20 protein-coding genes are annotated in these 21,072 nt (G+C 62.0%); 9 read left to right on the top strand and 11 right to left on the bottom strand.

Annotated features, from left to right (window positions below; all coding sequences use genetic code 11):
- Positions 1 to 8: 8 nt before the first annotated feature.
- From IM733_RS05920 to IM733_RS05905, 4 genes are all read right to left on the bottom strand, one after another.
- Complete coding sequence (locus IM733_RS05920; protein ID WP_248919977.1) at positions 9 to 707, bottom strand: anti-sigma factor; 699 nt, start codon at positions 705 to 707, stop codon at positions 9 to 11.
- Complete coding sequence (locus IM733_RS05915; RefSeq protein WP_248919976.1) at positions 704 to 1,252, bottom strand: sigma-70 family RNA polymerase sigma factor; 549 nt, start codon at positions 1,250 to 1,252, stop codon at positions 704 to 706. Before IM733_RS05915 ends, IM733_RS05920 begins: the two co-directional genes overlap by 4 nt.
- Before the next feature lie 104 nt (positions 1,253 to 1,356).
- Complete coding sequence (locus IM733_RS05910; RefSeq protein ID WP_248919975.1) at positions 1,357 to 1,884, bottom strand: DUF3455 domain-containing protein; 528 nt, start codon at positions 1,882 to 1,884, stop codon at positions 1,357 to 1,359.
- A gap of 285 nt (positions 1,885 to 2,169) precedes the next feature.
- The gene (locus IM733_RS05905; protein WP_248919974.1) at positions 2,170 to 2,418 is read right to left on the bottom strand and encodes a helix-hairpin-helix domain-containing protein; all 249 of its coding nucleotides are present in this window, start codon (positions 2,416 to 2,418) and stop codon (positions 2,170 to 2,172) included.
- A 357-nt stretch (positions 2,419 to 2,775) separates the two neighbouring features.
- On the opposite strand from IM733_RS05905, the gene IM733_RS05900 reads away from it, so the two are divergent.
- The gene (locus IM733_RS05900) at positions 2,776 to 3,351 is read left to right on the top strand and encodes an NAD(P)H-dependent oxidoreductase (RefSeq protein WP_248919973.1); all 576 of its coding nucleotides are present in this window, start codon (positions 2,776 to 2,778) and stop codon (positions 3,349 to 3,351) included.
- A 72-nt stretch (positions 3,352 to 3,423) separates the two neighbouring features.
- Positions 3,424 to 3,798, top strand: a complete 375-nt coding sequence (locus IM733_RS05895; RefSeq protein ID WP_248919972.1) for a MerR family transcriptional regulator — start codon at positions 3,424 to 3,426, stop codon at positions 3,796 to 3,798.
- A 379-nt stretch (positions 3,799 to 4,177) separates the two neighbouring features.
- Here the strand turns inward: IM733_RS05895 and IM733_RS05890 are convergent, their stop codons facing one another.
- The 6 genes from IM733_RS05890 to IM733_RS05865 all read right to left on the bottom strand — a co-directional run bounded on the left by IM733_RS05890 (position 4,178) and on the right by IM733_RS05865 (position 12,040).
- Positions 4,178 to 5,194, bottom strand: a complete 1,017-nt coding sequence (locus IM733_RS05890) for a zinc-dependent alcohol dehydrogenase family protein (protein WP_248919971.1) — start codon at positions 5,192 to 5,194, stop codon at positions 4,178 to 4,180.
- A 66-nt stretch (positions 5,195 to 5,260) separates the two neighbouring features.
- Positions 5,261 to 5,665: a (R)-mandelonitrile lyase gene (locus tag IM733_RS05885; protein ID WP_248919970.1), complete on the bottom strand. Its 405-nt coding sequence runs from the start codon at positions 5,663 to 5,665 to the stop codon at positions 5,261 to 5,263.
- 70 nt (positions 5,666 to 5,735) lie between these two features.
- Positions 5,736 to 6,578, bottom strand: coding sequence for an SDR family oxidoreductase (locus tag IM733_RS05880; RefSeq protein ID WP_248919969.1), 843 nt, complete (start codon positions 6,576 to 6,578; stop codon positions 5,736 to 5,738).
- 128 nt (positions 6,579 to 6,706) lie between these two features.
- Positions 6,707 to 7,603 (bottom strand): LysR family transcriptional regulator, encoded by an 897-nt coding sequence (locus IM733_RS05875; RefSeq protein WP_248919968.1) that lies wholly within the window; start codon positions 7,601 to 7,603, stop codon positions 6,707 to 6,709.
- A 119-nt stretch (positions 7,604 to 7,722) separates the two neighbouring features.
- Positions 7,723 to 8,859: an efflux RND transporter periplasmic adaptor subunit gene (locus tag IM733_RS05870; RefSeq protein WP_248919967.1), complete on the bottom strand. Its 1,137-nt coding sequence runs from the start codon at positions 8,857 to 8,859 to the stop codon at positions 7,723 to 7,725.
- A 1-nt stretch (position 8,860) separates the two neighbouring features.
- Entirely contained in the window at positions 8,861 to 12,040 is a 3,180-nt protein-coding gene (locus IM733_RS05865) for an efflux RND transporter permease subunit (protein ID WP_248921124.1), read from the bottom strand.
- 302 nt (positions 12,041 to 12,342) lie between these two features.
- Between IM733_RS05865 and IM733_RS05860 the strand changes: the two genes are divergently transcribed.
- Together IM733_RS05860 and IM733_RS05855 are read left to right on the top strand one after the other, a co-directional pair.
- On the top strand, positions 12,343 to 13,587 hold the full coding sequence (locus tag IM733_RS05860; protein WP_248919966.1) for a Bcr/CflA family multidrug efflux MFS transporter: 1,245 nt from the start codon (positions 12,343 to 12,345) through the stop codon (positions 13,585 to 13,587).
- Between the two features lie 364 nt (positions 13,588 to 13,951).
- Positions 13,952 to 14,701, top strand: coding sequence for a 3-oxoacyl-ACP reductase family protein (locus IM733_RS05855; RefSeq protein ID WP_248919965.1), 750 nt, complete (start codon positions 13,952 to 13,954; stop codon positions 14,699 to 14,701).
- Positions 14,702 to 15,335: 634 nt separating this feature from the next.
- Here the strand turns inward: IM733_RS05855 and IM733_RS05850 are convergent.
- Positions 15,336 to 15,743: a hypothetical protein gene (locus tag IM733_RS05850; protein ID WP_248919964.1), complete on the bottom strand. Its 408-nt coding sequence runs from the start codon at positions 15,741 to 15,743 to the stop codon at positions 15,336 to 15,338.
- A gap of 316 nt (positions 15,744 to 16,059) precedes the next feature.
- Between IM733_RS05850 and IM733_RS05845 the strand changes: the two genes are divergently transcribed.
- The 5 genes from IM733_RS05845 to IM733_RS05825 all read left to right on the top strand — a co-directional run bounded on the left by IM733_RS05845 (position 16,060) and on the right by IM733_RS05825 (position 21,051).
- Positions 16,060 to 17,049 carry an aldo/keto reductase gene (locus IM733_RS05845; RefSeq protein ID WP_248919963.1) on the top strand — a complete coding sequence of 330 codons (990 nt, stop codon included), beginning with the start codon at positions 16,060 to 16,062 and terminating at the stop codon, positions 17,047 to 17,049.
- Positions 17,050 to 17,158: 109 nt separating this feature from the next.
- Positions 17,159 to 18,454 (top strand): aldo/keto reductase, encoded by a 1,296-nt coding sequence (locus IM733_RS05840; protein ID WP_432760413.1) that lies wholly within the window; start codon positions 17,159 to 17,161, stop codon positions 18,452 to 18,454.
- A gap of 60 nt (positions 18,455 to 18,514) precedes the next feature.
- Positions 18,515 to 18,982, top strand: coding sequence for a (R)-mandelonitrile lyase (locus IM733_RS05835; RefSeq protein ID WP_248919961.1), 468 nt, complete (start codon positions 18,515 to 18,517; stop codon positions 18,980 to 18,982).
- Between the two features lie 229 nt (positions 18,983 to 19,211).
- Entirely contained in the window at positions 19,212 to 19,985 is a 774-nt protein-coding gene (locus tag IM733_RS05830) for a carboxymuconolactone decarboxylase family protein (RefSeq protein ID WP_248919960.1), read from the top strand.
- Positions 19,986 to 20,106: 121 nt separating this feature from the next.
- Positions 20,107 to 21,051, top strand: coding sequence for an alpha/beta hydrolase (locus tag IM733_RS05825; RefSeq protein ID WP_248921123.1), 945 nt, complete (start codon positions 20,107 to 20,109; stop codon positions 21,049 to 21,051).
- The last annotated feature ends 21 nt before the right edge of the window (positions 21,052 to 21,072 follow it).

Below are 21,072 nucleotides of genomic sequence, written 5' to 3'. Positions count from 1 at the left end.
CTTTTTGGTCAAATCACTTTTACCGCGCGGCCAATGAACTTCACCGGCCCCGTCGGCAGCCCGGTAGGCGAACCGCCGGATTTCTCCAATGTCAGCTCGAACAACTGGTTGGCCTCTAGCGGTGGCAGGCTCTGTAGCGGAACACGATAGGACTCTCCGGGTTTGACCAGGCCCAGTGAAACCGGTGCTTGCCACTGTACGCCCTTGGTCCAGAACTGAAGGGCCATGCCTTCGGGGACAGCATCCTGGCCAAGCGGGATCAGCTCTATCATGCGGCTGTCGCTGGTCTGCACCACCCAGCCGGCGGTCTGGCTGTTCGGCGCCACCAACACCACCACGAATTGGGTGGTGGGCGGGGGCGCAGTAAGCAATGTAAACGCCAGGAGCGCGCTTGCAGCCAGCCCCGCGGCACTCAGCCCTTGCCACAGGCCGAGGCGTCGCCACCATTTGACTCGCTGTTGTGCGGCTGGGGCGGTCAGTTCATTCAGGCTGCGCTGGATACGGCCCCACAGGCGGGCGCTCGGTGGCTGCGGCGCAGTCAGCGCGGTCAGCTCCAGCAAACGTGCCTCCCAGGCATCCACGGCGGCGCGCAAAGCCGGGTCACTGCCCAGGCGCTCGGTCACTGTGGCGTGTTGCTGTGGCGACAGGGTTCCCAGCACAAACTCGCCGGCGAGGCTGTCCAATTCCTCGGCAGTATCCGGCTTCATTCCAGGCACTCCCGCAATGCCTTTAGGCTGCGCTTGATCCAGGCTTTGACGGTGCCCAATGGCGCCCCCAGCAGCCCGGCGATTTCGGCGTGGCTGCAGCCGTCCACATAGGCGTGCAGGATGCAACGCTGCGGTGCAGGCTGCAGTTTTTCGAGGCAACGGTAGATCTTCGCCGACCCTGACCAGAGGTCAATTTCATCGAGTCCCCCGTGCAATGTGGGCGTCGTGTCCATATCGGCTTCGTCCAGCACAGTTTCACGGCGCGAATCGCGGATCGAATTCAGTGCCAGGTGGCGGGTGATGCTGTAGATCCAGCCGCGCGCCGAGCCGCGCGCCGGGTCGAAGCTGGCGGCGCGGGTCCAGATGCGGATAAACGCATCATGGACGATGTCTTCTGCGCTGGCGTCGTCACGCGCGATGCGCCGGGCAACGCCCAGCAGGCGCGCGCCTTCGTGGTCGTAAAGCGCCTGCAGGGCGCGCCGGTCGCCCTTTGCGCAGGCCTCCAGGCAGCGGTGAAAGTCGAAGGGGGCGACAGGCGAGTTCAACGTGTGCAGCTTCCTTGAGTCATGCAAGGTACCCCGGCCATCCAGCCGGGGGGCTTGCCAACGAGCGTAGATGAACGATTGCAAGATGTCTGCTCAAGTGCGCCTTACTTGGCTGTCCAGAACACATAGTCGGCCTGGTACTGGACGACCTGCTTGGCACCTTTGTTCTGCGCCGTGCAGTCGCTTGCCGGCGCCACGCCGCCGCGGGTGGCCAGGCGCTGGATATAGCTGACTCCCTGCATGGCGCCTTTGCCTTCGGCCGGGTTGGCCTTTACCAGTTGATAGGGTATGGCGCCCTTGTCTGCAGGTGCCACCGCCAACTGGGTGCCGGTGACTTTCGATCCGTCGTTGGCCTGCCAGGTGGCGGGTGGGCCGAAGTAGTCGCCCACCTGTTTGCCTGCACGGTCATTGAGCACGGCCTTGGGGCCGACGAAGGTCCATTCGGTCTGGCCGGGGGTGTTGGCCTTGTCGCGGCACTCGTAGGTGATCTCGCCGACGCCGACGGTCTCGAGCAAGACGCGATGGCCATCGGGGACCTTGACCGCATCTGGCAGCGCGGATTGGGCGTGAGCGGGTTGCAGCGCCAGGGCGAGGCAGCAGGCGAGCAGACAGGCGGAGGGTTTGAGGCTCATGGGTAGTGCTCCTGACAGGTCATTTGGCTGGGCAGACACAGGCCGCCCATAAGCAATACCCGCCAACGGCCGGACTGGATGCACTGAATGGGTAAAAAACTGGTTTCGCCCATCACGACCGGCAGCTAACGACCCAAAGCTGCCCTCCATTAGAATCGATTTCGGACGCCTAGCAAGTTGATCATTGTCGGGCCCACTGAATTCGGCTAGCCAGTCGTTCAGCAGAGATTGGCTCATGGACACGAACCAGATTTATCAATTGATATAAGTGATCAGTTTTACGCGCTAGGGTGTGCCCAACTGAGAGTCCTTTGCAAACTCGATGGCCGCGTTGATGGCGGCCCGAGCTTGGGGGCTATTCTTCCAGCAAGTCGATCCCACTGCTGCCGATGCCTGAGCCAGGATGTCACAAGCATTCGCTTTGCTGAGCACAGCTAGCGAGTCAATGCCCATCTGCTCAAGGCGAGCGATAACGGCCGGCCCTACGCCCTTTAGGGCCAACAAAGCATTATGTTCCGTCACTGGGAATGGCATCCGTAAACTCCTGTTATCGGCCGATCAAACAACAGGAGTTTGCCCGACGGGAGGGGGCACCTCAATAGATGGACTCCATCGCCCTCAGCGTAAGCATTACGAAGTGGCCGGTTCCTGCCCTTCGTGAAGGGCAGCTAACGGCCAAGTGCTGTCGCTCTTCTACAAGGAGACGTTATCGCTGGAAAGTCAAAATCTTTTCGCAACGGGGCCAACCGTTTTTTCATGATCGATGGGTGCGGATTTCTACCTTTGGCCGCTGGATGTCGCGCACTGCAACGGCTCCAGAGCAGCCTGAGCAGTTGACTCTCCCGTTATGGTCAGGCTTTACCCTGCACGCTTCATGTTCAGGATGAAGTGATGATGAGCAAACGAGTACTAGTGGTGCTGGGGCACCCGTCAAGCGAGAGTTTCTGCGCAGCGCTGACCGAGAGTTATGTCGAGGCGGCCAGAAGTGCCGGCCATGATGTAAGGGTGTTACGGCTTGATGCTTTGAGCTTTGACCCGGTACTACGCAGCGGCTACCGGCAAGCGCAGCCACTGGAACCCGATCTGCTCAGGGCCCAGGCCGACATCATCTGGGCCGAGCACCTAGCCTTTATCTACCCCATTTGGTGGGGCGGTATCCCTGCATTGATGAAAGGCTTTTTCGACCGCGTGCTCCTGCCCGGTTTCGCGTTTCAGTATAGGGCAGGCAAGGCTTTCCCCGAGCAACTGCTCAAGGGTCGAACAGCACATCTGCTGGTGACGATGGATACACCGCCGTGGTACTACCGCTGGGTGTATCGCATGCCTGGCCTTCACCAAGTGCGCAAGACCACGTTGCAGTTCTGCGGTATCAGAACGTTGCGTACCCTGATGTTCGGGCCGCTGCTCGGCTCCAGCGCGCAGCGGCGTGGAGCCTGGCTCGAACTGGCACGAGGCATCGCCAGCTGACCTGCGGCTATGTGATTCCCGAATCGCTGGCGCCATGCAATGATGCCCCGCTCCCTTATGAAAAGGACATTCATGTACATCGGCAAAGCCGCCCAACTGTCGGGCACCACGGTCAAGACCATCCGCCACTATGAAGCGATTGGCCTGCTGCCGCCGCCCGAGCGCAAGGGGCAGTACCGCGTTTACAATCAGCAGAGTGTCGAGCTGCTGACGTTCATCAAGTGCGCGCAGCAGTTGGGTTTCAAACTGAAAGAACTGCAGGCGATTCTGCTGAGGCATCAGGGTGCTGATTTGCCGTGGGAATTGGCGGGCAAGGCCATTGCCGACAAGAAACGCGAAGTGCTGGGGCAAATCACTGGGCTGCAACAGATATACGCAGGGCTTGAGGCGTTTGAAGCAAGCCTTGCAGGTGCCAAGTATCAGTGCGGGCTTAAGCGTCTGCCATAAGCAACGAAGTGAGCTGCTGGCTTCGATCTAAATGCGATCGCCGCAGGAGCCGGTTTGACCCGCTAATACGGGCGTAAAAAATAAACCGTATACGAATCCGATCAGCCATATATGCTCCGGTTCATCCAGCGAACAGCAATAATATCCTGAGTTAATTGATCCATGGCCAATTAATGTTTTCCTACTCATTGTAGGTCTCAGAGGCAGCTTTGGGTCGAAAGCAGCCGGTCGTGACTGACCGCAATCGACCCATAGCTGCCATTCACGGACGACATTAATCGGCCAATAGCGGTCAGTTGTGTGCAGTCATCTGCGTTAGCCCATCAACTCGATCACCGCCTGATCAACGCATTGGGTCATATTGAGCCCTGAGGAGCGCTCAGACTTGCAACAGCGTCTTGATTGCCCGGCGCTCGTCCATCGCCTTGTAGCCCTCAGCCACATCGCTGAGCGGCACCGCCAGATCGAAGACCTTGCCGGGGTTGATCTTGCGCGACAGGATCAGATCCAGCAGATGCGGCAGGAAGCGCCGCACCGGCGCGGGGCCGCCGAGCATGCCGGCTTGGGTGAAGAACAGCTGCTGGCCGTCGAACTGCACGCCGTGCGGCACGCCGACATAGCCAATCATCGAGCCCGGGCGCGCCACGGCCAGCGCCTGCTTCATTGACTCGGCGGTGCCGACACATTCGAGCACCGCATCGGCACCGATCTGGTTGGTGAGCTGCTTGATTTTGGCGATACCCTCATCACCACGGGCCGCCACGATGTCGGTCGCGCCGTACTCCAGCGCCAAGTCCTGGCGCGATTTGTGTCGGCTCATGACGATGATGCGTTCGGCGCCCATCTGCTTGGCGGCCAGCACACCCATCAACCCGACGGCACCGTCGCCTACCACCACCGCAGTGCAGCCTGGCTGTACGCGGGCCGCATCGGCGGCATACCAGCCGGTGCCGAGAACATCGGAAGCCGCCAGCAGGCTGGGGATTAAATCGGCAGCGGGTTGCTCGTCAAGCGCCACCAGGGTGCCATCGGCCAGCGGTACGCGGGCGTACTCTGCCTGCGCGCCGGTCATGAACTCGCGCTGCATGCACGACGACTGGAAGCCGAAGCGGCAATGCGGGCAGGTGTTGTCCGACAGGCAGAACGAGCCGACCACAAATTGCCCTGGCTTCACCGAGGTAACAGCGCTGCCGACTTCGACCACAGTGCCGCAGTATTCGTGGCCCATGTTCAGGGGAGCTTCCACCTGATTGAGGCCACGATAGGGCCACAGGTCAGAGCCGCAGACGCAGGTGGAGGCGAGCTTGATGATGGCGTCGGTCGGTTTGAGGATCGTTGGTTCGGGCATCTCTTCGATGCGCACATCACCGGGGGCATAGAGTTTGGTTCCCAACATAGCTGTGGTCTCCGTGGGGCTGAAAGGATGATTGGTAGAACGGCTAGCGCAGACGACTGAAGCTACTCAATCACCGCTCTGGTACTGCGCATCGCTGACCTGCTCTAACCAGTCGACCACTTTGCCGTCCTGCGCTTCGGCGATGGCGACGTGGCTCATCGCGGTTTCTCCCGTGGCGCCGTGCCAGTGCTTGGCACCCGGCGGAATCCACACCACGTCACCGGGGCGAATCTGCTGCACGGACTCGCCCCATTGCTGCACCAGGCCGACGCCGGTGGTGACGATCAGCGTCTGGCCCAGCGGATGGGTGTGCCAGGCGGTGCGGGCGCCTGGCTCGAAGGTGACAGTGGCGCCGCCGATGCGTGCAGGTGCCGAGCTCTGGAACGGTGAGTCGACCCGCACCTTGCCGGTGAAATACTGGTCCGAACCGACCTGGGATGGCTGCGAGCCGACGCGGTTGATCTCGATCATGGGAAGCTCCTCGGCCAAGGCCAGTGGGGCAGCCAGCAGCGCGGCCACCATCAAAGAGTTATTCAGCGGCTCACTCTCCCGCAGGAAAATCGGTGGAGGCCGCCAGTTCCGCCTGTGTCTCGAAGTCGGCGACGCGCTTGCGCAAGGTATCCAGCGTGCTCTGCAGCGCCTGCGAGCCAAACACCATGCGCAGTGGCGCGGGTTCGACCTCCACGCTTTCGATGATGCGCGCGGCCATGCGGGCGGGGTCGCCGGGCGCAAGGCCGTTATCCGGGTCGAGCATGCGCAGGAAGGCATGCGCCGGCGTGGCGTCGTATTCCGGCATCAGCTCGGCGACCTGGGCGCTGCCGTAGCGGAACTCGGTGCGCGCACCGCCCGGCTCGACGATGGTCATGCCGATGCCGAATGGCGCCACTTCCTGGGCCACCGACTCGACGAAGCCCTCGATGCCCCACTTGGTCGCGTGGTACAGCGAGTTACCGGCGAAGGCGACCTGGCCGCCGTAGGAGGAAATCTGGATCACCCGCCCGCCGCCCTGGGCACGCAGATGCGGCAGCGCGGCGCGGATCAGCTGGATCGAGCCAGTCAGGTTGGTGGCGATCATGAGCTCGATCTGCTCGTCGCTCAGCTCTTCGGCGGCGCCGAACAGGCCGTAGCCGGCATTGCTGATCAGCACGTCGATGCGTCCGAAGCGGGCGAAGGCTCCTTCCACCACCCGGCGCACGGCGCGCACATCGATGACGTCCAGTTGCTCGACGCTGAGTGTCTCGGGATAGCGCGTAATCAGATCAACGACCTTGGCGGTGTCGCGCACGGTGCCCAGCACGCGGTCGCCACGGGCCAGCAGTTGCTCGCTCAACTCGCGGCCGAAACCGCTACTAATGCCAGTAATAAGCCAGGTACGTGGGTTCATCTGCTTGTCCTCTGTCGATCTCGATTCGCTGGTGCTGCGGGCAGCGCCAGGGCATGGGAGTCACTTTAGGGGCAGATCGAGCTCATGATTAGAGGGTAAAAAACACTTGGAGCCATGAGCTCAGCTCATCAATCGCGGCGGTAACGCAGTGCCTCGATCAGCACCGCCATGGCCTTGGAGGATTGCCGGCGGCTGGGGTAGTACAGGTGATAGCCGGGAAAGCTCGGGCACCAGTCCTCCATCACGGCTATCAGGCGGCCTTCAGCGACATGCTCGGTGACCAGGTCGCTGGGCAGGTAAGCCAGACCGAAACCGGCCAGCGCGGCCTTGAGAATCTGCGTGCTGTTGTTGAAGGTGAGCTGGCCGTCGACGCGTACCTTGTGCTCGCGGCCGTCCTTCTCCAGCTCCCAGGCCATCAGGCCACCGTGGGTCGGCAGGCGCAGGTTGAGGCAGTCGTGCTCGGCCAGTTCCTGCGGAGTGGTCGGTGACGCGCGACAGGCCAGGTAAGACGGCGAGGCGACCACCGCCATGCGCAGGTCCGGGGCGATGCGCACGGCGATCATGTCCTTGGCCACCTGGTCGCCTAGGCGCACGCCGGCGTCGAAACGCTGGGCGACGATATCGGTCAGGCCGTAGTCGATGGTGATCTCGACCTTGATCCCCGGATACTGCGGCAGCAGTTTTTCCAGCGCCGGCCACAGCACGGTATTGGCCGCGTGCTCGGCGGCAGTCAGGCGCAGGCTGCCGACCGGCTCGCCGCGCAGGCTCTTCAGTTCGGCCAGTTCGGCTTCGATCTCCTCGAAGCGTGGCGCCAGGGTCTGAAACAAGCGGTCGCCCGCATCGGTGGGCGACACACTGCGCGTGGTGCGGGTCAGCAGACGCAGGTCAAGACGTGCTTCGAGGCCGCGAATGGTGTGGCTCAGGGCCGACTGCGAGACGCCCAGCTGGGCGGCGGCGCGGGTGAAACTGCCTTCCCGGGCCACTAGAACGAAGGCCATTAGGTCATTTAGGTTCTCACGCGGCATGCTGCGGTCCTGTCCGATGGAATGCGGCAGATAATGCCTCCACCGCCACTCCGATGCACTCTTTGCCCCACTCAAAGCCAAGCGGATGACTTGCAGGATGGGTCGGACAGGACCTGCGTTCAGGGCTGTTGCTCAGCCACTCGCAGCGCATCGCCATTGGCGATGCCATCCGGTGGGCTGTCGATCACCCGATCCGATTCGGCAAGCCCTTCGGCCAGGGCCACCATGTTGCCCAGGTCGCGGGCGATGGTGACCGGCTTGAGGCGTGCCTTGCCCTCGGCATCCAGCGTGGCGATCTGCACGCCCTGCCTGTCGATGATCAGCGCGCTGGGCGGCAATCCCAGTGCCGCCTGCCCCTGGGCAGCGTCGAATTGCACCGTGGCATAGGCGCCGGGCAGCAGCTCGCCGGCGGCATTGTCCACCGACAGTTGCACGCGCATAGTGCCGGATCCGGCGTCGATGGCCTGGGCCAGCGACTGCACGGTGGCGGTATACGCCTTGCCCGGCCGTTCCGGCACCCGCAGCTGGGCGCGGCTGCCCGCCTGCAGACCGGCGACCATGCGCTGCGGCACATTCACATACACGCGCAGGCGGCTCACGTCAGACACCACGAACAGCTCGCTACCTGGGGTCATGCCAACATTGATCAGCGAGCCCACATCGGTATTGCGTGCGGTGACGATGCCGACAAACGGCGCCTTCAGATGCTTAAACTGCTGCAGCGCCTGCATCCGCTCGACATTGGCCTGCGCGGCATTCACCGCCGAACGCTTGGCCGCCTGGTCGGCGGTGCGCTCCTCGACCTCCTGACGCGACACCGCGTTGCTGTCGAGCAGCGACTGCCAGCGCCGTGCGGTGGTGTCGGCCAGATTCGCGTCGGTGCGCGCCCGCTCCAGCTCGGCTCGGGCCTGCAGCAGCTCTTGGTCGAGATCGGGAGTCTCGATCTCGGCTAGCGCCTGCCCAGCCTTGACCGGCAGGCCGATATCGACCTGCCAGGACTTCAGATAACCGCTGACCCGTGCATAGATCGGCGCCCGCGACCAGGCCTCGATGCGCCCTGGCAACTGTATGGTCTGAGTGCTGATCGGCGTTGGCGCGACCAACGCCACGGCGCGCACGCTCTGCTGGGCGGCGCTGTCGCGCAATTGCTCGGCGCGGCTCCAGCGCGTGCTCAGGCCGCCAACCACGATGGCCACGGCCAGCACGGACAGGCCGAGCAGCGGCAGGTGGCGGCGAACGGGGGATTGACTAGTCATGTCAGGACACTCCGAGAGTCGGTTGCGCAGCGGCAGCGCCGCGGGAAGAGGTACTGCCGTGCACCAGGCTGAACAGCACCGGCACGAACACTAGGGTGGCGAAGGTAGCGAACAGCAGGCCACCGATAACCGCGCGGCCGAGCGGCGCGTTCTGCTCGCCGCCCTCACCCACGCCCAGAGCCATCGGCAGCATGCCGATGATCATGGCCAGGGCCGTCATCAATACCGGACGGAAGCGCACGAAGCCGGCCTCCAGCGCGGCGGCGGTGGCGTCGCCCAGCTCCGCCAGGCGCTCGCGGGCGAAGCTGATCACCAGCACGCTGTTGGCGGTGGCCACGCCCATACACATTATCGCCCCGGTCAGCGCCGGCACCGACAGCGTGGTATCGGTGGCGAACAGCATCCAGACGATACCTGCGAGCGCCGCAGACAATGCCGAGACGATCACCGCCGGATCGAGCCAGGACTGGAAGTTGACCACGATCAGCAGGTAGATCAGCACGATGGCGCCGAGCAGGCCGAACAGCAGGCCGGAGAAGGCCTTCTCCATGGTGTCCACCTGCCCCATGAGGTGCACTGCGGAACCACGCGGAACCTCTCCGGCGGTCTCGGCTAGCACCTGACGAATGTCGGCGGCTACCGCCGCCAGGTCACGGTCCTGGGTGGCGGCGTGGATCTGCACCATCGGCTGGATGTTGTACTGGCTGACCAGCGCGTTGCCGAGGTTGCGCTGGAAACTGGCCACGCCGCCCAGGGTGGTCTCAGCGGCATTGTCGCCATTGCCCACCGGCAGGTTGGCCAGCGCCGACAGCGAATCGAGCTGATACTGCGGCGCCTGGATGACGATGGGATAGCTCACGCCGTTGCTCGGGTTGAGCCAGTAGGTAGGCGCCACCTGACTGCTGCCGGCGAGATTCACCACCAGGCTGTTGGTCACGTCGCGGGTGGTCAGCCCCAGTTGCTGGGCCTGGGTGCGATCCAGCGCCACGTCGAACACCGGGGCCTTGTCCGACTGCTGGATGCGCGCATCGACCACGCCAGGGATGGCGCGGATGCGTTTGAGCAGTTGGCGGGCGTAGGCGAAGTTGCCCTCGATGTTGGCGCCGCGCACCTGGATATCGATGGGCGCCGGCGCACCGAAGTTGAGGATCTGGCTGACGATGTCCGCCGGTGGGAAGGAGAAGGTGGTGTCCGGGAACTGTTCGGGCAGCACCGCGCGCAGCCGGCGCACGTACTCTGCGGTAGGTGCATGGCCGTCGCGCAGGGCGACCTGGAAGTCGCCGTCCTGCGAGCCCATCACCCCGGTGTTGTTGTAGGTGGTGTTGGTCGGGCTCGGCGGCAGGCCGATGTTGTCCACCAGCGTCTCGATCTCCTCGGCCGGAATCACCTGGCGAATCGCCTCCTCGATGCGGGCGAAGCGGTTGGCGGTCTCCTCCACCCGCGTGCCCACCGGCACGCGCACGTGCATCAGCACCTGGCCGGAGTCCACCGAGGGGAAGAAATTGCTGCCGAGAAACGGCACCAGGCCAAACGACAGCAGCACCATCGCCATGAAGCCGACCAGGAATGCCTTGCGCCGCGCCAGGGCACGTTCCAGTACGCCGCGATAACCGGCGCGCAGGCGCTCGAAACGTTGCTCGAAACGACGCTGGAAGCGCACCAGAAGGTTGCGCGACTCGCTGTCGTGCCCCGCTTCGTTGTGTGGCTTTAGCAGGTAGTTGGCCAGGGTCGGCACCAGGGTGCGCGAAAGGATGAAGGAGCAAACCATGGCGAAGATCACCGCCTCGGCCATCGGCACGAAGAGGAAGCGGGACACGCCTTCGAGGAAGAACATCGGCACAAAGGCGATGCAGATGCACAACAGGGAAACGAATGCCGGTGCGACGATCTGCTGGGCGCCGTCGATGATCGCCGACTCCACGTCCTTGCCCTGCTCCAGGTGCCAGTTGACGTTCTCGATGGTCACCGTGGCGTCGTCCACCAGGATGCCGATGGCCAGCGCCAGGCCACCCAGGGTCATCAGGTTGAGGGTTTCGCCGATGGCCGCCAGGGCGATGATCGAGCCCATGATCGACAGCGGAATCGACACCGCGATGATCACCGTCGAGCGCCAGCTACCGAGGAACAGCAGGATCATCACGCTGGTCAGCACAGCGGCGATGGCCCCCTCCAGCACCACGCCCTTGACCGCAGCGCGGACGAACACCGACTGGTCGTTGATCGGCACCACGTTGAGCGCCTCTGGCAGTGCATCGCGCATGTCGTCGAGCTTCTGACGGATGCCGTCGACGATGGCCAGGGTCGAAGCCGAGCCATTCTTCAGCACCGACATCAGCACCGAACGACCGCCATCGACGTGCACGATGTTGCTCTGCGGCGCGCTGCCGTCGCGCACGTCCGCCACGTCGCCGAGGTAGATGGTGGCGCCATCGACCACCTTGACCGGCAGCCGGGCGATGTCGTCGATCAGCGACGGCGCGCTGTTGAGCTTGAGGGTGTACTCCAACTCATCGATCTTCTGCGTGCCGATCGGCGTCAGCACGTTGTGCGCCGCCAGCGCCGCAGAGATGTCCTGGGCGGACAGACCACGGGCCTGCAGCGCCTCCGGGCGCACGTCTATCTGTACCTGGCGCTGCTTGCCGCCGTAGGGATACGGGATCACCGCACCGGGCACGGTGATCAGTTGGGTACGCACGGTGTTCATCGCCAGGTCGAACAGGTTCTGCTCGCTCAGGCCCTTGCCGGCCAGCGCCAGCTGCACGATGGGCACCGTGGCTGCGTTGTAGTTGAGGATCAGTGGCGGCTGGATACCGGCCGGCATCTGCCGCAGCGCCACCTGCGATACCGCAGTGACCTGGGCGTTGGCCACGGCGATGTTCACCTCCGGCTGGAAGAAGATCTTGACGATGCTAATGCCCGGATAGGTGTTGGCCTCGATGTGCTCGATGTCGTTGACCGTCGAGGTTAGCGTGCGCTGGAACACCGTGGAGATGCGCCCGGCCATGTCATCCGGAGGCAGGCCGGTGAACTGCCAGGCGATGGCGATCACCGGGATACGGATCTCGGGAAAGATATCCGTCGGGGTACGGGTCATGGACAGCACGCCGCCAATTAGCAGCAGCAACGCCATGACGACGAAGGTGTAGGGGCGACGCAGGGCGATGAGGACGACGCGCATCAACATGGCTCGGTTCCGGTCAGGTAGGTGGCGGCAGGGATTCACCACTGGCTGGCGCAACGAACGCACAGCAGTAGCAGCAAAAATCTAACCGCGCCCAATGCAAATGATTAGCGGTCCTGGCACGCATGCCGATATGAGGATCGCTCATGAATACTCGATTCGGTACGGGTACTCAGGCACTGACGCACGCGGGATTAGTGAGCGCGACTCATGAGTCCATGCGTCCTGCCCACCTTAATCAGACCCGCGCCAACCCGTACCATAGGCCTACTCCTTCCTCCCTCTCACGGAGGCGCCACACAATGGCCCGACTCTCCACCCCTGACCTCACCACCCACGAGGCCAGGCATCCCAAGGAACTGCGCATCCTGATCATCCTCAGTGCGCTGATGTCCTTTGCCTCGATTTCCACTGACCTGTACTTGCCCGCCCTGCCGACCCTGGCGGCGGAACTGCACGCCCAGGCCGGGCGTGTGGAGTTGACCATCTCCAGCTTCCTGATCGGCTTCAGCCTGGGGCAGTTGCTCTGGGGGCCGATCGGCGACCGCCACGGCCGGCGCCTGCCAATCGCTGCCGGCCTAGTGCTGTTCATCCTCGGCTCGGTGGGCTGCGCGCTGTCGGAGACGGTCTGGCAGATGATGGGCTGGCGCGTGGTCCAGGCCCTCGGTGCCTGCGCCGGCCCGGTACTGGCGCGGTCCATGGTGCGTGATCTGTATGTCCGCGAGCATTCGGCACGCATGCTGTCGACGCTGATCCTGATCATGGCGGTGGCACCGCTGCTGGGCCCGCTGCTCGGCGGGCAGATGCTCAAGCTCTGGTCCTGGCATGCCATCTTCTGGTCGCTGGCTGTGATTGGCGTGCTGACCATGCTCGCCCTGCTGGCCTTGCCGGAAACCCTGCCCGCTGCCCGCCGCAGCAAGGAGCCGCTCAGTGGCATGCTGCGTGCCTATAGCGAAGTGCTGTGCTCACGGCGTCTACTCGGCTACGCGCTGTCCGGCGGCTTCTTCTATGGCGGCGCCTACGCCTTCATCGCCGGCACCCCGTTCGCCTACATCGACTACTACCATGTGCCGACCCAGGCCTATGGCTTGCTGTTCGGCGTCAACATCCTCGGCATCATGGCCGCCAACTACCTGAACACCCGCCTGGTCATGCGTCTGGGCAGCGACGCCCTGTTCCGCATCGGCGCCGGTATCGCTGCCGTCACTGGTGTGTTGCTGGCCTTGGATACCCGCTTTGGCTGGGGAGGGTTGGGCGGGCTGGCGCTGCCGGTGTTCTTCTATATGTCGATGAACGGGTTGATCGTGGCCAACTCGGTGGCTGCCGCGCTGACCGAGTTCCCCCATCGTGCTGGCGCCGCGTCTGCCATGCTCGGCGCCATGCACTACGGCAGCGGCATTCTCAGCGCCGCGCTGGTCGGCTGGCTGGCCGACGGCACCCCCTGGACCATGGGCTGGATCATCGGCCTGTGTGGCTTGGGGTGCCTGCTGACGGCGTTGCTTTCTACCAGCTCCGTCGCAGAGCCTGTAGTCGCGCAGACTAACTAGAACTCAGAGCAACGCGCCGTCCGTATCGACATCGCGCAGGATGCCTGCATCGTTCAATATAATTTCTGCCTAGGCCGCCAGTGTTCGGCTGCATCAAAGATCTCTCCTCGAGCATTTGCGACGCAGGCCCGCACTTCCGCCGATGGGCAGTCAGCCTGCGTTTCCTAGACACACAATGACCGCTTTGGGTCGTTAGCTGCCTGTGGCTTCAGACCGCTGCCGACCCAAATCGAGCTCCCATAATCCTGACTTAACCGCCAACCGTGATGATCTCTACCTAGACAAAAATGAAACCTAGCAAAAGTCGCTAGATTGCTCACACCATGGGCAGACTGACCTAAATTTTCTGTAATGGAGATACAGCATGACCTCTACCCGAACCCTGCAAGGGAAAGTGGCTTTCGTACAAGGCGGCTCTCGCGGTATCGGTGCGGCCATCGTAAAACGCCTGGCCCGCGAAGGCGCAGCAGTGGCTTTCACCTATGCATCGTCAGCCGAGCGAGCCAGTGCTTTGGCCAGTGAAGTGATTGCAGCTAGTGGTAAGGCTTTTGCTATCAAGGCCGACAGCACTGATGCTGCAGCCGTGCAGCAAGCTGTTCGCGCGGCAGTTGAGCAGTTCGGCGGCCTGGATATTTTAGTCAACAACGCCGGTGTACTGGCTTGGGGTAGCACCGAAGAGCTCACCCTGGAGCAGCTTGACCATACCCTAGCGGTGAATGTGCGCAGCGTTTTCGTCGCCAGCCAGGAAGCTGCCAAGCACATGGTCAACGGCGGGCGCATAATCAACATCGGCAGCACCAACGCTGAGCGTATCCCGATAGCCGGCGGTGCAGTGTACGCTATGAGCAAATCGGCGCTGGTTGGCTTGGCCAAAGGCATGGCTCGCGATCTAGGTCCGCGCCACATCACTGTAAATAATGTGCAACCCGGTCCGGTGGACACAGAGATGAACCCGGCCGATGGAGATGGCGCCGAGTACCTGAAAAGTCTGATGGCATTGGATCGCTACGGCAAGGCTGAGGAAATTGCCGGCTTTGTTGCTTACCTGGCCGGTCCGGAAGCCGGCTACATCACCGGCGCCAGCTTGACGATTGATGGTGGTTTCTCCGCTTAATTCTTTGCGACTCGGGGACAGCTATTAAGTCGCCTCGAGTCGCCTTTGTTACCCCTACGTATCTGATGGCCGAATTGGCCGGAAGGGACTCATAGTGGCTGGCGTCTGAATCGCCACAGGTTTCTTAAGCACCTCGAACGGCTGCAAAGGGTCGGAAGCAGTCGGTCGCGAGTGGCGGCTACCGACCCATTGCAGACATTCGTCAGGGGTGGCTTTCGGCCAGTAGCGGACTTCGATGTGGTGCGCTACGAGGCCACGACCCGGGATGCAAACGTGCCCTCCTCCCTTAAAGCTGCATTATGGCGAGCGCTCTGCGCAGAGGCTCGTCGGATATCTGGATAGGACCGTGGAATGGCACGTCCATGTCCAGTATGAGGTACACGGAAGCCGCAATAAGCAATGAAGAAATGATGAACATACCTATTACCATCGAATTACGGGGCGCTCGGTATCCAAAACTGGCGAAAATCAGCGTCAACCAAGCAGCAAGCATCCCAATAAGTGGTCCAGGAATTGCTCCCTCTGACTGCTCGACGATCCTCCAGCGTTGCTCAATGAGCGAATGATATTGCTGACGAATATCCTGAAGCATCGTTTCATGATAGCGGTCCGGCGGCTTAATTACGGCCAACGACTAGCCTATGTCATCCAAGTATTTAGCCGCCTCGCTGTTACGATGTTGCAGCGCCTCGTCCCCTCGATACGGAGTCTCGATAGCGTGCTCAAGATATGTGATCAATCGGTTGCGCGTGTCTTGGGCCGAGTCGCCATAGCCCCGCAGGGTCCGATCAAAAATGATCATGCTGGTTGCATACCCATGGAAGTTAGCATCAATGGACTCGAAGGTATTTTTGGCAGCATTGATCATCAAGCCAAAGACCAGCGATGTCATAACCACAAAAATGTTAGCTACCAGGCGAATTACTGTGTTCGTGTCTTCATCCCTGTGGTGGGATGCCAGCTTCGGGTACCACTGCATCATGAGAAGCGAGGCGGCAACTAAGCACCCAAAAATGGCCAGTGCGATCCAGATAGCGTTCATGCATCAGGGCTCCGATCAATCTGAGTCAAGTCTTGAAAGATAGACCGTGACCGATCCTATGGGCCGAAATCAGCCATCCACGGCCGGCAGCTTTCGGCCGGGAGCGGTAGCTCGATTAGTTACTACCAAACGCGAATGTTAGGTCGGTTTCTGAGCACTTGCTCAGGGCGTCTAGCCGTCCACGAGGACATCGTCGACACCTCTCGTGTACTGGGACTGATGAACAAACCTCATGAACCCTTGCCGATTTAACCGTCTAGTCCCCACTCGTTAGCTCGCTTACTGTTCTCCCAACGCCAAATGCCGGGAGATCCAAATGCACAAGCGCACACTCGGGAACAGTTCACTTGAAGTGTCAGCCCTGGGCTTGGGTTGCATGGGCTTGAGCCATGGCTACGGCCCAGCGACTGACACACAACAGGCCATTGCGCTGATTCGATCGGCGTTTGACCGGGGCGTAACGTTCTTCGATACCGCCGAGGTTTACGGCCCTTACCTGAACGAACAAGTGGTGGGCGAAGCCCTGGCACCGGTGCGCGATCAAGTGGTCATCGCCACCAAGTTCGGTTTCACCTTTGGCGACGATAATAAACAGCAGATTCTCAACAGCCGCCCCGAGCACATCCGGGTCGCGGTCGAGGGTTCGTTGCGTCGACTGAAGACTGATTACATCGATCTGCTGTACCAGCACCGCGTCGATCCGGATGTGCCGATCGAGGACGTCGCCGGGGTGGTGAAGGACTTGATTGGCGAAGGCAAGGTCAAGCACTTCGGCCTGTCGGAGGCCGGCGCGCAGACCATTCGCCGTGCGCACGCGGTGCAGCCAATCACAGCACTGCAAAGTGAATACTCACTGTGGTGGCGCGAGCCTGAGCAGGAAGTTCTGCCCACGCTTTGGGAGTTAGGCATCGGCCTCGTGCCGTTCAGCCCATTGGGCAAAGGTTTTCTCACCGGCACGGTGTCGGCACAGGCCACTTACGGCAGCGACGATTTCCGCAGCATCGTCCCGCGTTTCAGCCAGTCGGCGCTGCAAGCCAATCAGGGATTGGTGGTGGAGATCCGCCAGATCGCCGCGCAGAAACAAGCGACACCCGCACAGATCGCGCTGGCATGGCTGCTCGCGCAGGCGCCGTGGATTGTGCCGATTCCGGGGACGACCAAACTGCATCGCCTGGAAGAAAACCTCGGCGGCGCGGACATCACGCTCGACCCCTTCGAACTGAAGGCAATTGATACAGCGCTGGCGCAGATCCACGTCGAAGGCGAGCGTTATCCCGAGGCCCTAAGGGCGCGTGTAGGTCGATGAGCAACCATCACGATCCACTGCGGCGCACGGTGATCGCCGCACTGGCCAGTGCCCCGCTGCTGTCGCTCGCCGACACGCGAGGCGCCAGTGAAACAACCAGGTTCACGCTCTGCGCGATTACGACACGATCTATCTCGGCTTTCCGATCTGGGGTGAAACCGCCCCGCCCATCGTGCGCGCCTTTCTCAACGCCCACGACCTGACCGGCAAGACCCTAATCCCCTTCAACACCCACGGCGGTTATGGCTTGGGCAACAGCCGCAGCGTGCTGGTCAAGCACGCGCCGAAGGCAAAGGTTTTGGGAGGCTTTGTGATGAAGAGTGAGCAGGAGCGCAAGACCATGGAACGCGTAAACGGCTGGTTGAGCGATCACCTCCGCACGCGTGAATTGAATTCTGTACGGAGTAACCTCATGAAGATCCGCACGTTGGGCAATGGCCTGGAAGTTTCTACACTGGGCCTGGGCTGCATGAGCATGACCTCGGCCTATGGGCCCGCTGCCGACAAAGCCAGCATGATCAAGCTGATTCGTTCGGCTCACGAGCAAGGCATCACCCTGTTCGACACCGCTGAAGCGTATGGCCCGTTTGCCAATGAAGAACTGCTGGGCGAGGCCTTGCAGCCGATTCGCGAGCGGGTCGTCATCGCCACCAAGTTCGGCTTCGATATCGACCTGATTACCGGCGCACGCGGCGGCGGAACCAACAGCCGCCCGGAACATATACGCGCCGTTGCCGAGGCGTCGTTGCAGCGTTTGCGCACCGATTGCATCGACCTGTTTTATCAGCACCGCGTTGATCCGCAGGTGCCCATCGAAGACGTCGCCGGCACCGTCAAGGATCTGATCGCCGAGGGCAAGGTCAAGCATTTCGGCCTGTCTGAGGCGGGTGTGGACACTATTCGCCGGGCTCACGCGGTGCAAGCGGTCACGGCAGTGCAGAGCGAATATTCGCTGTTCTGGCGAGGCCCGGAGTTGGAGCTGCTGGCAGTACTGGAAGAACTGGGAATCGGTTTCGTACCGTTCAGCCCCCTCGGAGCCGGTTTCCTCACCGGTCAGATCGATGAGCACACGCAGTTCGACGCGAGCGATTTCCGCAACTTCGTCCCGCGATTTTCCCCCGAAGCGCGCAAGGCCAATCTGGCGTTGGTCGATGTGGTGAAAGCCGTCGCGCAACGCAAACACGCCACGCCGGCGCAAGTGGCGCTGGCCTGGTTGCTAGCACAAAAACCGTGGATTGTGCCGATCCCAGGCACGACCAAACCCCATCGACTGGAAGAGAACCTGGGCGCAGTCGAACTGCAATTGACCGTTGACGATCTGCGCGAGATCAACGAACAGATGGCGCAGATTCAAGTGCACGGTGAACGCCTGCCGGAATCTGCACTGAAGATGACCGGACTCTGAGTCTGCCCAAACGCGGCGCGCTGTACGCCGCCACTTTCACGTCTGACCGGAGTTGACCCGATGAACCGATTGATCGCACCACTCGTTGCTTTGTCATTCATGGCGGCAGAATCACAGGCCGCCGGCGAAATACGCGTTACGCCGAACGGCTCGCAGCCCTCGGTCAAGGGCGCGGCTCAAAACTTTACCGGCTCGGTGCGCGTTGATGGCCTGTTCAACGGTGATGCGCCGGCGCGCATCGGCGGCGGCACGGTGACCTTCGAGCCTGGCGCACGCACGGCTTGGCACACCCACCCGCTGGGGCAAACGCTAATCGTCACCGCAGGCGTCGGCTACGTGCAGCAAGAGGGCGGCCCACGACAGGAAATACGGCCGGGCGACACTGTCTGGATTGCGCCGCACATCCGTCACTGGCATGGCGCCACGACCAGCAACGGCATGACCCACATCGCCATCGCTGAAGCCAAGGACGGCAAGACCGTCACCTGGGCGGAACAGGTCTCGGAGGCGCAGTACGCCGGCCAATGAAGTTACGGAATGTGTCGAAGCTGCTCACCCGGCACCTTTGTTGCAAACCGCCATCCGCCCTACAGGCCCTGCATCAGCGGGGTCGCGCCGGAATTGCAGCGGTTATGGCAATGTCGACTCATGAATTCTGTTCAGAAGTCCATGCGCAATTTCGGGGTTAATCGACACAACCATCCTCCGTACGATCCAGCGACACCGCAGTGACCCGCAATGGATGGAGCCTTTCACGATGACCACTGACGCACGTAACAGCACTGCTCTCCCCGCACTCATGGCGCTTGGTCTGGGTATTGGGGCGATGTTCAGCGTTACCACTCAAGCAGCCGAGGCATCGCAGACCATGGCCAGCACGCCCGCCAGCGCAGCCAGCTTGTCGCGCCAACAACAAACGATCCCTCTGATCGCCGCGTTCATGGCGACCAGCGACATGCCCAACCTCAACACCGCGCTCAATCAAGGGCTCGATGCCGGCCTGACCATCAGCGAAACCCGGGAAATTCTGGTGCAGCTGTACGCCTATGTGGGCTTCCCCCGTAGCCTCAACGCCTTGAACGAACTGATGACAGTGGTGCAGGCGCGCAAACAGCGCGGTATCGAAGACGCGCCGGGGCATGAGCCGAGCCGGGTGATTCCGATCGGGGATGAGCTGCTGGCCGCCGGCACCGCGAATCAAACCAGGATCTCCGGCGCCCCGGTCAAAGGCCCGGTGTTCGAGTTCGCTCCGGTGATCAACCGGTTCCTGCAAACCCACCTGTTCGGTGACATCTTCGAGCGCGACAACCTCGACTGGCAAAGTCGCGAACTGGCGACCGTCGGGGCGCTGGCGGCGACGCCAGGAGTCGAGCCGCAATTGCGCTCGCACATGGCGGCGAGCCTGCGCGTCGGTCTGAGCACGGCACAGTTGCATGAGGTCACGGAACTGCTGAAAAAACACGGTGATACACAGACGGCTGAACGTGCCAACACCGCGTTGACCCAAGCCCTCGCGGCTTCGGGGAAATGACATGAAATCTGCAAAGTACCTGCTGAGCATCACGCTGTTGAGCCTGTTGGCGGCCTGCGCGAACCACCCCGATGGTTCGTTGCTGATTCAACAACAAGGCAGCTTCGCCGCCGGCGGATCGGTGACCACTGCACCGGGCACCTTCAACCCGCGCCAACCAATGATGCCCAACGGCCAGACGTACCACGGTGACCACGTCTACGCCTTCTATCAAATCCCGGTGGATGCGCGAAAACTGCCCATCGTCATGTGGCACGGTGCAGGCCAGTTTTCCAAGACCTGGGAGACCACCGCCGATGGTCGCGAAGGCTTTCAGAACATCTTTCTGCGCCGCCATTACGGCGTCTATCTGATCGATCAGCCCCGGCGTGGCGATGCCGGACGCAGCATGGTCGAGACCACAATCAAGCCTGTGCCTGACGAACAACTGTGGTTCAACCAGTTCCGCATCGGGCTGTGGCCCAACTACTTCAACGGTGTGCAATTTGCTCAGGATGACCAGACCCGCGAGCAGTTTTTCCGGGCGATGACACCGAACACCGGGCCGTTCGACATGGGCGTGGTCTCTGATGGCGTGTCAGCGCTGTTCGATAGAATCGGCCCGGGGATTTTATTCACCCACTCGCAAGGTGGCGGGCCAGGCTGGTTGACAGCGATCAAGAACGACAAGGTCAAAGCCATCGTGACGTTCGAACCGGGCAGCAGCTTCGTGTTCGCTGATGGTGAAGTGCCTGCGCCTATTCCCAGTGCGTTCGACACGGTGCAAGGCGCGGCGGTGCCGATGGAGCAATTCATGGCCCTCACGCGCATTCCGATTCTGATCCTTTACGGCGACAACATCCCGGAGCAAGCGGTCGACCTGCCCGCCCAGGACAGTTGGCGCGCACGCCTGGAAATGGCCCGGCTCTGGCGTGACGCGGTCAATCGCCACGGCGGGGATGTGCGACTGATCCACCTGCCGGAGATCGGCATTCACGGCAATACCCACTTCCCCATGTCGGATCTGAACAACGCGCAGATCGCGGATCTGGTCGGGCAATTCCTCAAAGAAAACCAGCTGGACTGAACCTGACACGTTTGCAACTGC

The organism is Pseudomonas entomophila, assembly GCF_023277925.1.
In the GTDB taxonomy this organism is placed as follows: domain Bacteria; phylum Pseudomonadota; class Gammaproteobacteria; order Pseudomonadales; family Pseudomonadaceae; genus Aquipseudomonas; species Aquipseudomonas entomophila_D.
The sequence above is the reverse complement of the archived record's forward strand: the minus strand, read 5'-3'. Positions and strand labels throughout refer to the sequence as shown.

Bases quoted from the DNA above. Each gene is read 5' to 3' on its own strand.
- IM733_RS05830 (WP_248919960.1), top strand. From the start codon at position 19,212: ATGACCACTGACGCACGTAACAGCACTGCTCTCCCCGCACTCATGGCG.
- IM733_RS05890 (WP_248919971.1), bottom strand. From the start codon at position 5,194: ATGTTGGGAACCAAACTCTATGCCCCCGGTGATGTGCGCATCGAAGAG.
- IM733_RS05880 (WP_248919969.1), bottom strand. From the start codon at position 6,578: ATGAACCCACGTACCTGGCTTATTACTGGCATTAGTAGCGGTTTCGGC.
- IM733_RS05910 (WP_248919975.1), bottom strand. From the start codon at position 1,884: ATGAGCCTCAAACCCTCCGCCTGTCTGCTCGCCTGCTGCCTCGCCCTG.
- IM733_RS05905 (WP_248919974.1), bottom strand. From the start codon at position 2,418: ATGCCATTCCCAGTGACGGAACATAATGCTTTGTTGGCCCTAAAGGGC.
- IM733_RS05875 (WP_248919968.1), bottom strand. From the start codon at position 7,603: ATGCCGCGTGAGAACCTAAATGACCTAATGGCCTTCGTTCTAGTGGCC.
- IM733_RS05895 (WP_248919972.1), top strand. From the start codon at position 3,424: ATGTACATCGGCAAAGCCGCCCAACTGTCGGGCACCACGGTCAAGACC.
- IM733_RS05900 (WP_248919973.1), top strand. From the start codon at position 2,776: ATGATGAGCAAACGAGTACTAGTGGTGCTGGGGCACCCGTCAAGCGAG.
- IM733_RS05885 (WP_248919970.1), bottom strand. From the start codon at position 5,665: ATGATCGAGATCAACCGCGTCGGCTCGCAGCCATCCCAGGTCGGTTCG.
- IM733_RS05850 (WP_248919964.1), bottom strand. From the start codon at position 15,743: ATGAACGCTATCTGGATCGCACTGGCCATTTTTGGGTGCTTAGTTGCC.
- IM733_RS05860 (WP_248919966.1), top strand. From the start codon at position 12,343: ATGGCCCGACTCTCCACCCCTGACCTCACCACCCACGAGGCCAGGCAT.
- IM733_RS05835 (WP_248919961.1), top strand. From the start codon at position 18,515: ATGAACCGATTGATCGCACCACTCGTTGCTTTGTCATTCATGGCGGCA.
- IM733_RS05845 (WP_248919963.1), top strand. From the start codon at position 16,060: ATGCACAAGCGCACACTCGGGAACAGTTCACTTGAAGTGTCAGCCCTG.
- IM733_RS05855 (WP_248919965.1), top strand. From the start codon at position 13,952: ATGACCTCTACCCGAACCCTGCAAGGGAAAGTGGCTTTCGTACAAGGC.
- IM733_RS05920 (WP_248919977.1), bottom strand. From the start codon at position 707: ATGAAGCCGGATACTGCCGAGGAATTGGACAGCCTCGCCGGCGAGTTT.
- IM733_RS05870 (WP_248919967.1), bottom strand. From the start codon at position 8,859: ATGACTAGTCAATCCCCCGTTCGCCGCCACCTGCCGCTGCTCGGCCTG.